Origin of the sequence: Crocinitomix algicola (assembly GCF_001661595.2) — a bacterium.
In the GTDB taxonomy this organism is placed as follows: Bacteria; Bacteroidota; Bacteroidia; order Flavobacteriales_D; family Crocinitomicaceae; genus Crocinitomix; species Crocinitomix algicola.
On record NZ_LYPF02000026.1, the window covers coordinates 1 to 13035 of the forward strand.

At 34.2% G+C, this 13035-nt stretch carries 12 protein-coding genes; 1 reads left to right on the forward strand and 11 read right to left on the reverse strand.

The features are described from left to right. From A8143_RS14380 to A8143_RS14430, 11 genes are all read right to left on the reverse strand, one after another. Nucleotides 1-3917, reverse strand: a 3917-nt coding sequence (locus A8143_RS14380) for a right-handed parallel beta-helix repeat-containing protein (RefSeq protein ID WP_083261407.1), incomplete at its 3' end; no start/stop codon positions are given. Nucleotides 3918-4514: 597 nt separating this feature from the next. Then, the gene (locus A8143_RS14385) at nt 4515-5234 is read right to left on the reverse strand and encodes a DUF4184 family protein (protein WP_066759576.1); all 720 of its coding nucleotides are present in this window, start codon (nt 5232-5234) and stop codon (nt 4515-4517) included. A gap of 9 nt (nt 5235-5243) precedes the next feature. After that, complete coding sequence (locus A8143_RS17090) at nt 5244-5828, reverse strand: hypothetical protein (RefSeq protein WP_175437555.1); 585 nt, start codon at nt 5826-5828, stop codon at nt 5244-5246. A gap of 32 nt (nt 5829-5860) precedes the next feature. After that, nucleotides 5861-7363, reverse strand: a complete 1503-nt coding sequence (locus tag A8143_RS14395; protein WP_066759580.1) for a DUF4153 domain-containing protein — start codon at nt 7361-7363, stop codon at nt 5861-5863. Nucleotides 7364-7495: 132 nt separating this feature from the next. Then, nucleotides 7496-7789: a winged helix-turn-helix domain-containing protein gene (locus tag A8143_RS14400; protein ID WP_139134374.1), complete on the reverse strand. Its 294-nt coding sequence runs from the start codon at nt 7787-7789 to the stop codon at nt 7496-7498. 7 nt (nt 7790-7796) lie between these two features. Then, nucleotides 7797-8432, reverse strand: coding sequence for a hypothetical protein (locus A8143_RS14405; RefSeq protein WP_066759585.1), 636 nt, complete (start codon nt 8430-8432; stop codon nt 7797-7799). 81 nt (nt 8433-8513) lie between these two features. Then, a complete protein-coding gene (locus tag A8143_RS14410) occupies nt 8514-9251 on the reverse strand; it encodes an outer membrane beta-barrel protein (protein ID WP_066759587.1) in 738 nt (245 codons plus the stop codon). A 90-nt stretch (nt 9252-9341) separates the two neighbouring features. Then, entirely contained in the window at nt 9342-9689 is a 348-nt protein-coding gene (locus A8143_RS14415) for a hypothetical protein (RefSeq protein ID WP_066759589.1), read from the reverse strand. Further along, nucleotides 9674-10267, reverse strand: coding sequence for a nitroreductase family protein (locus A8143_RS14420; RefSeq protein ID WP_066759591.1), 594 nt, complete (start codon nt 10265-10267; stop codon nt 9674-9676). The genes A8143_RS14415 and A8143_RS14420 overlap by 16 nt, the downstream gene beginning before the upstream one ends. A 74-nt stretch (nt 10268-10341) precedes the next feature. Then, nucleotides 10342-10923: a Maf family nucleotide pyrophosphatase gene (locus A8143_RS14425; protein ID WP_066759593.1), complete on the reverse strand. Its 582-nt coding sequence runs from the start codon at nt 10921-10923 to the stop codon at nt 10342-10344. Nucleotide 10924: 1 nt separating this feature from the next. Beyond that, nucleotides 10925-11941, reverse strand: coding sequence for a geranylgeranylglycerol-phosphate geranylgeranyltransferase (locus tag A8143_RS14430; protein WP_066759595.1), 1017 nt, complete (start codon nt 11939-11941; stop codon nt 10925-10927). Nucleotides 11942-12161: 220 nt separating this feature from the next. Here A8143_RS14430 and A8143_RS14435 point away from each other — a divergent pair, with 220 nt between their 5' ends. After that, nucleotides 12162-13004: a helix-turn-helix domain-containing protein gene (locus A8143_RS14435; RefSeq protein ID WP_066759601.1), complete on the forward strand. Its 843-nt coding sequence runs from the start codon at nt 12162-12164 to the stop codon at nt 13002-13004. The last annotated feature ends 31 nt before the right edge of the window (nt 13005-13035 follow it).

The following is a 13035-nucleotide window of genomic DNA, read 5'->3' on the forward strand; positions in this document are numbered from 1 at the left end:
TCAACTATCTCTTCTTTATCTTGTCCTTGGTTATTATCCTGAGGTTTGTACTGTTGCTCTCCCGGTAAAGGTTCTAAATAAAGTGTTTCAACCTCTTTTAAGTCCAATAGCGCTAAATAATTAGCGGCATTTACTGCTATTACAGTGCTGTCCTCTACAATGTCAGTCAACTCTTGAACTTGCACTGCTGTTATTGAATCAACACCGCCCGTTTGTGTCTGAATTTCATAAGTCAATTCATAAAAATCTGCCATGGCGTATAAATTTTCAGATTCTGGCGAAGTTGGGTTTAAGTCGGCAAAAGTTCTGATGCTGTCAATGTGATTGTTTAATTTGGCAGTGTTTTCAGTTTCTACAAGAATGGGTAATAGCAATGATGAGGCGTTGATGGTATAATGGTTTTCCAACAATTGTACAGCATCATCAAAATAAGCACTGTCTACATAATAGCTTGCCGCTAAATTTAAGCCGTGTAACTTTTCGTTTTGCAAATAAGTCAGTAAGTTAGCTGTTTCCTGACTGTTGTCTCCATTGTCAATATCAGCAATAACATCTGCTATGGCATCGTCTAAATCATCAATTTCTGCAATAAAACCAACGATGTCTTCGGTAACGCTGCGCGCCGGACAAGCTGTTGAACTGCCTGGAAAAGGATCCCCATCACAGTCATCAACAGCCACATTTACATAATTTGTAGGCGTGTAGGCGGCCTCCGGGTAATGGTTGTATTCAAACGCAGGCCCTTCATTATTTAACTGGTAATTTGTGCCGGAATAAGTGCCAATGAATTTATTAGCTTGTGGTGCTTCGGGGTCAGGATCACCTAATTCAGGACAAAACCCTTGATTCATCACCTCACCATTTGCATTATGCCATGTCCATTTTGGGTTTACGTAAGACAATAATTTAAAATCATTACAATCAACGGCGAGTAAAGAATTATCATTTGTAGATTGTAAGGTTACATCAAATTTTTCAAATGTATTGCGGTAAATTTCCCCGCCAAATCCCAATAAAGCAGAAGAGTTTTTAATAAAAACACCAGCATTCTCATCAGTAACGCTCTGAGCAATGCCATCAAAAGAATTATTTTCAATTGCAAAACCAGTTGTATTTTCTAGGTAAACACCAGCTGCTGCGTTTTGAAAAGGAGAACCATAAACGGCAGGATGGTCATGTTCATCTACATTAAATTCGTTATTAATAATTTTACTAAACCCAGATTTACCTTCAAAAGCAACTCCAAAGTGATTATTGTCAAAAATACAGCCATCTACTATTACGTCATTTGCCGTTGTAATTGCCTTGGCATAAACCCCAATTTCAAGGTTAGAGAAAGTATTTGGTGTTGGACTTGGGTCACCCACATATAGGTGATTTTTTCTTAGTTTAAAACTTGAATCCCATGAAAGTATACCGTAACCTTTCCATTTTCTATCGATATTTTCGCCATAAGTTTCATCAATTTCAAAATCACACCCTTCAATTTTAACCCCTCTTATACCATGCAGTAATACAAATTGTTGGTGTGCCCTTTGAAAACTTTTTCTATGACCGTTTAACGTATTATAAAGTGGAGATACGTACGCAATTTCTCGATCATTTAGTTCTTCATCAATTAAAAAGGAAGACTTTTTTATAAAAGATACGTTGTCAATAATGTTATCATATACGTCCACATTTTGATATGGTCTCATTTCTATGGCAATTAGGTTATTCTCAAAATTAGAATTTTCAATTCTTAAAATTCCTCCTGTAGAATAACTTTGTTTAACATTGTCAATGCGTTCAACGGTTGACACACCTATTATTGCATTTTCGATTGTTGCATCATTCATTTCTAAAACTCCCTGATAAAACTCTGTTTGGGGTTCACCTTTAAGCCCATGCACTTCAACACCGCTCCACATAGAATTTTCGCATTCGTCATAAGAGGTTAACTTGGCTCCATTGATTAATCGTAATTTAGCGCCAGGTTCAACAATTAGTTTTGTTTCAAAATTCATTTTACGAGAATCTGCAAACTTTAAAGTCATACCATCAATTGTCAGTGTAGATCCATTTTTCACAATAATCTTACCTGCAACAGTAGCTACATCACCTGAAACAGGAATTCCATCTGTCCAAGTAATATCATAATCTATTGTAATTGGTTCTGTATAACCATCCAAATCAAACTCATTGTTTGTATACTTTATGATTTGGCAGTCACTGTGTAATTTTGCAATGTAATAATCGTCAGAATTATGACTTGTATTTCCCGTTAAAACTAAACTACCGTCATCTGCTTCTGTAATTCTATAAACACACTCTTGCTCTTTTATGTCACCTGGATATGGACTTGAGCCAGCTGGGTCAGCGTCAAAAGATTTATCCCATAATAAATTTCCATTTTCATTAAATTTAGCAACATAAGCATCGGTTCTATACGTATTGCTATTAAAACTACAAGAAATCCCAGAAATTTGATTGTCTAAATCATTTAAGTAAGTTACATAAGGTTCAGCATCAACATCAGCAATAGACGTACGATAAGTGGATAATAAAGCGAATCCACCATCTTGTGTTTCTGTTAAACCTACTTTAAGATCAAATGCTCTAAACTCACTGAATCCATAAGTGTTTACAGCACCCATATCTATTGTCGTATATGATTCATCGCTAGGGTCGATAAGTAAAATTTTCGCATTTCCATAGTTTTCAAAGCCACCGCCTAAACCATTTGTGGCATTATCTAAATAAGCCCATACAATTTTGCCATTTTCTAACATCTTTACATCCCAACCTACATTGTTTTCAGTGCTACTTGTTGGAGATTCAATAAACGCATCTGTTCCATTCCAAGTTGTATTTCCAAATGATTGTTGTACTTGGTTCTCATCAATTTTTATGAGTATGGCCTCATGACCTGTTCCAAGCCCATTCGTTGTATTATCTTGGCCATATCCAGTAACGTAAAATTCATCAAGATCATCCTTACTTTGAATTATTTCTCGAAAATCCGTGTACCCGGCGCCATTACCTATCAAAGATTTATTCAAGATTAAACCATCTTCATCTATATCAACAACAAATCCTTTTGTGTATCGAACACCTCCAGAAGGTGGAATCGTCATGTCCTCACATCTACCAACTACTCTATATTGAACCGGGTCTGAGCCTTTAATTTCAATTACATCATACCCAATTGAAGAGGTAGACAAAATTTCTTCATCTAATTCAGGGATTCCCAAGTCATTTCCATAAGCATGCACCCACTCTGTGTTACCATTCGCATCAACTTTTCCTACAATCATTTTAAAACGATAATCTAAACAATCTGAAATATGGTCATTGACATCAGTGTCCGGATCACTGGAGGTCGGATTATAGTAAATTGGCTCTCCAGATAATGTTCTTGTTGACTCACTCCACCCTGTAAAAATTGAGCCTCCATCACTGGTTGTTGTAATTGCCATTGCACCTTCTTCGGCATGAACCTGAGCTCTACACCACACCATATTACCTTGTAAATCATACCTTCCAACGGTTGTGACTTTTGGTCCAATCTCTCTATCGTCAACAATTGGTCGGTCACAATCTACACTAGATAATGGCTTAATTCTACATCCTGGGTTTATTGCTAGTTCTGATTCATCAAAAGAAATATTTTGCCAACTTGTAAACCCACAGAGTATATAGCCAACATGTACACCACCCTCATAAATGTTTTGGATGTCATACCACCAATCCTCCCCAGAATCTACGAAAGAGTTTGTAGCCCCCTTTATATCTGCAATATGTTGAACAGCAATGGGACTGTTAGTTATTCTAGCCTGTATATCGTGGTACCTCCACGCAACTTTAGGCTTAATTGTTTGTCCAAAGCTCAAAATAGAACTTATTAAAATGATAAGAATTATAGAAATTTTGTTCATAAATTAATGTTTGGGTTAGAAAATTTTAGTTAATGTAAATAAAAAATATTGATTATCAATAGATTACTTGAATATTAACGGTATTATAAGAGTGTGGTTAAATAATTAACATTTTGTTTACTCGATATTAAACTTGTACATTCTTTTGTTGTACAAAATATATGTTCTAATTAATGATGCATTGGCGTTTTACAATTCTCCTGAAACAAACTGTAGGTTTCACAAATCTTAAAATAAATGCCAAATTCCTTTTTAGCAAAACAGTATTATTTTTTCGCTAATTCCGCAGATTAATTTTTTTTTAATTTAAAATAAATGGGTAGCTATTACCATTTACAATTACGCTCCGTATAATAATTGAATATTCCTTTGTCCTTCCTTAACCGTTCAATTGTCGGAAAGGTAACAATAAATAGATGCTATGTTTTTTTGCATGCTCAAATTGTTCCGCAAGGGATGGAAGCGGCAGCTTGCGCCCATTCGCCATTTGTGAAATTTTGTTTTTTGGGGTGACCTAAGAAACCCCTAATAAAACAATTAATGGAACAATGGGGAAAGGGTGTAACTATAGCGAACAGCCCGTTTTATGCGGCCACTTTAAATTTTTAGTTTTTCAAGAAAGTAAGGGGTAACAATGAGTCCGATTAGTCCACCGGATATGAGTGTCGCAATAAAATCTCCGAGTGATTGGATGTTACGGACAAAAAGAATAATAATGGTAATGAGACAGATGAATGCCCAATACTTAATTTTAGTTTTAAATTGCTTGTGGTTGTATTGATTTTGTTTTGGGATGATTAAAGTGGCCAGGATTATCACTCCTCCTATAAGAGTACTTAATGCTTGTAAAAAATCGGTTCGACTCATTACTACTCCAAATACATTTATCCATCCCTTTAAAATCGGGATATGATTGACCATAAAGGTATGGGGGTGCGTAAAATTATCCCAAAGTAAATGAGACAAAACACCAATCAATGAAGAGTATATCAGTACATACCAATACTTTTTTAACCAGGTAAACCAGTCAATACCAACATAACATAAAACCTTATGATTTAGAAATTCTGGAAGAGAATTAATGAGGTGATCTCGAACAAATTTATGGTAAATTATGGAAAGCAATATGGTTAAAGGTAATGTGAAGTAGAGTATCCCCTCGAAAGTATGACCATGAATTTTTTCCATTTTCATTTTAATGAAGTACTCAAAGTCTGGAGCCATACTGCCGATTACAAGGCCAGTTGCAGAGATTTTGTTTTTTGAAATTTTAGTTAGTGGTAAAATAATAGCCGGATGGCAAAAAGTAAAAGGCATAAGTCAAGGTTAAAATTGAATCGGTGTAAAAAAATCGAAAAAGCTTGTTTTAAAAGCATGCTGGTTACGAACAATCAAATCAATAATTATGAGCGGTAAAAGACCTAACGCAATTATTTGGATAAAATTATTACCAGGTTGCAGCCTAAGTTGAAAACGTATTTCTGAAGCTGTTAATAAGACAAATATAATTGGCGTTAATATTAATAATCCGAAGAACGGTAAAACCCCAAATTTTAACAAGAAAACGAGTTTATAGGCCATTAATAGACTACACCAAAATAAGGTTCCCATGAGGACCAGGAATACGAAGTGCAGTTTAATGAATTTTTTCAAGTTTGTCTTACTCATTAAATAGGAAATGTTGGTAATAACGGAAAGCAAAAGAAAGATTTTAAAATGTTCTAAATCATTAAGTTTAATTATTGAACTGAAGAAAAAACCAAGAATAAAGAGTCCGTTAATTAGGATTTCGAAGAGTGTATAATAGCCTTGGAAGCTGTTTTGAAGTCTGTAGTCTGTTTTAAATGAGCGATATAAGAGGATGAAGATTAGACCTGTTAAAGCTAAATGAAAAAAGACAAGGAAAATCATAGATTCTATTTTAATGTTTAGATAGAGGATGTTTAATAACTATAACGGTTGAACCTTTTTTTATAGATTAACTTGTAGGTATTCATTTTTTTCAAAAGTTGATGTTCTCGCCAAACAAGTGAAGGCCAATTCGTGCTAGCAGCGTGGTTTTTCATTTGCTTGCGGGTAAAATCGAAATCATTAAAAATGGTATTCCAAAGCCCTTTTTGGGATTTAATTTTCTCATGGTTTTTATGTATGATGTAATAATCGAGCAATAAGGGGTAAGTATCTTTACCGAGCTTATGCAAATAATTAAAGTCGATGGCTTCAATGGGTAATTTCAGGTTATATTGGGCTATATGCTTATCCCAATTGATAAATCCCATAAGAGTAAAACAACAAAAAAAACTCAAGGTTGTTTGACGAACTAAATACCAGAATGATTTGTTATAATTAATTTTAATGAGGGTAAACACTAATCCACAAGATGCAAGAAATAAATAGATGAAAACACCTATGCGCTTATAAGTAAGTCCCCAATGTGCAATATATTCATAGTTTTTAACGGATGTTGTTACCACCATTATAAGGTTAAGTACCATCCACAAGGAAGCGATAGATTTTAAATATTTTGGACCTTTATAATTCAATTGTCCGCGAAATAGGAAAGATATTAGGAGTATTACAAGGACGATAGAGAAAATTAGAGCATCTACGCCGTTATGAATAAGCTCAGAATAGGAGCCTGTTATTTTTCCAGGTATGACCTCCGAGAAGATAAAAATAAGATCAATGGAATTGTACAAAAGGAGGAGTAGTGTGAGAATAATGAGTGTTGATCGAGCAATCTGAACCTCGTTGCTTAAACCAAAAAAGGTTTGCGCTTTGTCAGCGTAGTTAATTGGAACGTGGTTTGTGCAATCCTCGTCAAGAACGGTTAAATGTTTTGACCGATTAAAATTTAATAAACCATATGAAACGAAAAATACGACGAGTAACAAAAAAAGAAATTCGGCAGAAACCCAGTCTAGATTAATGAATTTTGTCCATTTATAGAATGTTGGGTCAGCGGCTTGATAGAGCTTTAAAAATAATAAAGCGATTAATAAAGGAATTAAATAGATAAGAATTTTAACCCCGATTCTAGGCGAGGTCGTATTCTCTTTCTTTTGGAAAAGTAACCCCAATTTTTCCGTTATGCGTAAAATACCTTTAAATTGACTATAGATTCCTTGAGGAATGCCAATTATTAAGGAATGATTGATGTATGAATTTACAGCACTAAAATAGAGTAGACTTATAAAGAATAAAGTTTCGCAAAACTGATTATGTATGTAGAATGATGCAAAACCGTTGCCAATTACAAGTCCTAAAGCAAGCCACCAATTGGTTGATTTGATTTTTTGTTCTAATTCTATTTTAGTTTGGCTAATAATTATTGCTGTTACTATACCAAACGCGATAATTAAAGCATTTAATCCCCAGTATTGATGGTAAAGGAGTAGTGTGGTAACAAATGCGAAGATGATTAAAATGATTCTTTTTGTTTTCATATTATATGTTTTTAAAAGTGCTTTGAATTTCAAAGTAAATAGTTAAAAAAATTTACACCCAGTTCTTTCTTATTCGGTTAGTTATATAGAAGCGAATGTTTTTGATGAGATAAGGGATAAAATCAGTTCTTTTCATATTTTATTGATTAGATTTTCAAGCGCATTGATATGTGATTTAAATGCCTGTTTTCCAGGTTTTGTAATTCGATAGCTCGTATTTGTTTTTTTACCAACAAACCTTTTTCGAACCATGATATACTCCAATTTTTCCAGTCCCGCTATATGGCTTGCAAGGTTGCCATCGGTTAAATTGAGTTCTGCTTTTATGGTTTTATAGTCGAGCCAATCATTGACCATGAGCATAGACATAATTCCTAACCGTACACGGCTATCAAAAGCTTTATTTAACCCGTCAATCGAACTCAAACCTATCTTATTTTCTATCGTATTTAAAGTACATTATCGCGCCATAAAAAATATGTAATATCCCAAATCCTATGGTCCAATACATAATTCCTTTGTTCAAATCCAGCAAAGATATTACTCCTAGCGCCATTTCGCAAAGGGCAAGGAATTTAATATCGTTGTGTACATATTTTGAGCCGTTTAATAGAGAAAATCCGTAAAATATAAGCATTGCGGGCGCTATAAGTTCTGGATAGCCTTGAACATATAATCCAATACAAAACATCCCTCCAAAACCAAGGGGTATCATGATGCTAATCACTAATCTCATCGATAGAGGAGTCCAAATACTTTTGTCTAGCTTCCTAGCTTTTAACCAGGTAAAAAATACACCAAAACTAAGCGCAATAACCAGAATAATTAATGCGATAAGTAGTAAACGTAAACTTAATGTTTCATACCCTTCTTGGCCACGACCTTGAAGGTAATAATGCGGCATTAATAAATTCCAATGTTTAATCTCTAAATGCGCAAAATAGGCACCTACTATTGCGGTAAGACCGGCAAATATTCCCGAAAGCCCACTTAAGGATAAGAATTTCGAGGAACTTTCCATCATTTTACGAATGGCTTTTAGATCTTCAATTGGATTTTTATCATTCATATTAAAAGTGCTTTGAAAAACAAAGTTAATAGGATATTCTAATTCAGAACATTAAAATTTACTTTTTTTGATTTTTTAAGATTATTTTCGCTTTTGTTCCACCCGGGGTTTTTCGTTAAAATAGTAACGTAAATCAACCGTAAGATAAGATCCTCTTACATTTTCACGAACGACAATTTCATGAGGCGTATATTCATAAGCCATGGCAAAAGTAACAATAGAAGTAAAGGGAAGGTTAAAGGCACCACCAAAATAGAAATAACCGTTTCTTTTCGTCCTATACTCAAATCCAATGTCTGCCAGCATTGCACCTTGCACACGATTTAATCTTGCTCCTTCAAGCGAAAAGTATTCATTGCTTTTAATGGGAAAATCGACACTTACATCTGACGGAAAATAATTAAAACTCGCACCAATTGAATTATTCATATAAAGCTGTTTACCTAATCTGATAAACACGAGACATTTGACCGGGATTTCATAAGCAACAAAGCGCACCTTGCCGTTATTGGAGTAAGATACCGTATCATCCACACTAAAATTTAAATTAAAGTTTCTTTGCGTAAAGGAGATACCAGTTTCAAGACTAATGTTTTTTGTTAATCCTTGACGTATGATCATTCCTAACGAATTACCAACACGTTGTTGCATTGAAGAACGGAAACTCCCATCATTGAATGGGACATCGTAAGTGCCAATGATGCGATTTGGGATAATCGGTTTGTAATTTAGACCAAAGGTAGTGATACCTTTCTGAGCATGGCCATTTACAAGAAAGCCAAAAACAAGAAAAAATATCAGGTTAAAATTCAAACGCATATCAAGAACAAATTTAGTTTTAAAACTTTACTAATCAACTGAAAAAGGAACAAAAGTATTGGATTCATCTACAAGTCTAATTCCTGAAAACTAGCCTTTAACATAACCGATAAGCGCAAAAATTATTGCACCGAATACAAAGAATAGTAATAAATAACGCAGAAAGGCATTGGGAATAATATTTTTTCGCGTGGCAGCTGATACCATAAAATTTACGCGTTGAACTCGCTCAAAATCTTGATCGCGGACAGCAAAAAGATGCAAGATTTCACCTTGATGCTCTTCCTCATCTCTTTCATACCACAGTTTGCCTTCAATTAAACCTTTCTCAAACAAATCTGCTTTCGCCATTTGCTCAAAACTGTACACCTTGTATTGTTTATTGGTAGGATGAGTCGTATAATTTACTAATCCTAACGCTCCTATTCGTTTACCCATTCTGTGAAATATTCTATTGGTTTACGACGGCTTCGAGGCCACTCCATCTCCGCTTTTGGGTAGCCAACAAAAAATAAACCTAAACATTTTTCGTGTTCGGCTATTCCTAAAAATTCATTCATTTCAGGTGTATAAATCAGTTTAGGTGTTGCCCAAAAAGAACCTAATCCCCATGCGGTTGCCGTTAAATACATGTTTTGAATGGCACAGGCAACAGCTTCTATTTCCTCAATTTCAGGAATTCTACTTTCGGGATCTCTTTTTAATGATACCGCGATTACTGCCCCAGCCATCATTGGCCGTTCCTTTAATTTGTTGAACTTTGCTTCAACAAAGTCTGCTTCAGCCGTGTTAGATTTGTAATGGTTGGATAAAAAATCGGATAGTTTTTTACGCCCTTCTTCTAGAAATACCTTGAACTGCCAAGGCTGCGTTAATCCATGTGTTGGAGCCCAAATAGCATTGTTAAGTAATACTTCTACTTGTTCTTTATGTATCTTTCTATCGGAATATTGCTCAGGATATATTGTGCGTCGGTCTTTAATTAGATCCGTTATTTCACTTAAATTGTACTTCATTAATCTGAATTAATTAGGGTACAAAAATACGGCTTTTTTCGATATTTTTTGAAAGTTAAACTCCCTTTAACTCCTTAATTTAATTCTTTTAAAGCTTTATACAATTTGTGAACAGGAAGTCCCATTACTGTATAATATGAACCGTTTAACCGTTCGATTCCTACGTAGCCAATCCACTCCTGAACTCCATAGGCCCCGGCTTTATCATAGGGCTTATATTTTGCTACATAATAGTCAATTTCTGAATCGTTTAAGGTCGTGAATTTCACTTTGGTATGGTCAGCAAAATGGTGAATCTTTTCAGCTGTCAATATGCATACCCCGGTTACCACGAGATGTTGTTTGCCTGACATTGCTTTCAACATTCGGGCAGCATCGCCTGCATCTTGAGGCTTTTCTAATACTTCATCTTCATTGATGACAACCGTGTCTGATGTTATTACAATTGTATTTTCATCTATCAAGTCCTGATAGGCGTTTGCTTTCTTTACTGCTAAAAATTCAGGTATATCTTCTAAAGCTAAATCATCTGGGTAGATTTCATCCACAGGTCGAGTTAAAACAGTAAAATCTAAATCTAACCCTTTTAATAGTTCATGCCTCCTGGGTGAATTAGAAGCCAAGATGATGTTTTTACCTTTTAGATTGTTTAACATATTATGTGTAAAATAGCGCGGAAATAACTCCAAATAGCATGGCAAACTTTAAAAAGTTGGAAGATGCTAAATAGTATTTACGCTTATTATGAAGGATTAATAAAATCATTGAAATAAGGGTCAGAACGACAACGGCAATTAATAAATAAATGAAAACTCTTAATCTCACCCAAAGAAAAATCTCATCTGACACTGAAGTATGCGAATATATAAAGTAAAGTAACGGTGTAATTCCTACTATATACAGTAATAAAAGTACCGTTTTAGTTTTTTTTAGTCCAAATCGAATAGGCAAGGTTTGACTTTTTAAAAGTAAATCGCCTTTAACATCAGCTATATCCTTAATAATTTCTCGAATAATATTAAAAAGAAAGGCATATCCAGCATAAATAGTTAGGGCTTTTAAATTATGTTCTAAAAAAATGGTTGCGTTAGAACCGAACGGTGAATGGTCTGGAAAGTTTGAAAACGCCGCATAAACAAAGACGTAAAGTGGAACGAGAGCCGTTAAGAAAGCCACGATTAAATTCCCAACTAAAAATTTACGTTTATAAATGGCCGAATAAAAATAGAGTAGATTTATGCTTAAAAATGAAATTAAAGAAATCCACCAATTATCTAATGTGTAGGATAAAAACAGTGCAATTAAAAAACCTATTCCGTTAAAAGTCCAGTTTAATATTATCGCCCATCTTCTTTTGATGTATTTATCGATGATAATTCGGTTAGGTTTATTTACACGATCCGCTTTTTGATCAAAATAGTCATTTATAATGTTGCCACTTGAAGCCACAAGAATAACGGAAAGTATAAGTAGAATGAAATTGAAATCCAATAAACCAAGTCGCTCAATAAAGCTATATTCCACTAGTTCAAATGGCTCATTAACATCAGAAAGGATATATTGCCGATGGCGATGAAAATTTGATAATAAACCATAGAACAAGGTCATTGTCAATACCATCACCAATATATTGGAGAATCGAATAAGGCGAAAGAATTGATAGACTTTTTGCATTCAGAAAAATCAATTTTATAAAGGCAAATATACAAATTGTAAATTCGAAACAGCGTTTTTAAATTAGGGATGTAAAAAGCAATAGATTTGTAAAATACAAATTAAGAACAATGAAGAGGTACGCGGAAATCTTATACTGACTCATGATACTATAAAAATTCACACCATACCAAACAGAATATTTGCAATTTTCTTAGTGATGTAACGTTTAAGAAAAATCATGGATAAATTATTTCAATCTGTAGAACCACATTCGGCAATTCTCCGAGAACAGATTGCCTACTATTATTTTCATCAGTCTGATGATGATCAAAATATGCGGTCGTTTTTATACTATCCTCACTATAAAAATGCTTTAACAATTTATAAGGACTCAAATGTTCAATTACAAAATACCTACAGTACAATTAGCAAACCAGCTAAAAATGGGTATAGTTTTGGTTATGCGAAATTGATAAATCACGCGGCTAAAGCTGAAATACATGGAAAATTCAATAAAATTGGAGTAGTTTTTCAACCCTTAGGTCTAAACCATTTTATACAGTGCGATTTAGCAGACTTAATTGTTCAGCCCATTACAGTAAATTTTAATTATTTTAAAGAGACGATGGTAGCAAGTCTAGACAAGGTTTATGCGACAGATTGCATGGAAGAAAAAGTGACGTTGTTGGATGAATATTTTCTCTCTGTTTACAATGGTTTTAAAAATGAAAAGATGATAGAGGCGATGGATCTTTTACTAAACAAAAATAAAAAGTATACGGTGGATGAATTGTCACGTGAATTGAAGGTTAATCGAAAGATGTTATTACGACTTTTTAGGAAACATCAAACCTGTTCTGTTATAGATTACATCAAACTTGTCCAATTCAGAAAATCGATAACGGTATTTCAAGAGGTTGGAAATCGTTCATCGCTCACAAAATTGGCCCACGATACGTCTTATTATGATCAATCTGATTTTATTCATAATTTTAAAAAATTGACCGGATTTAACCCAAAGTCTTTCTTTAAAGACCTCTCAAATATTGGTAGTCAAGATACTTACTGGACATTCAAATAATTTTTTTATAATGTCCCAAATCTCCAATTTT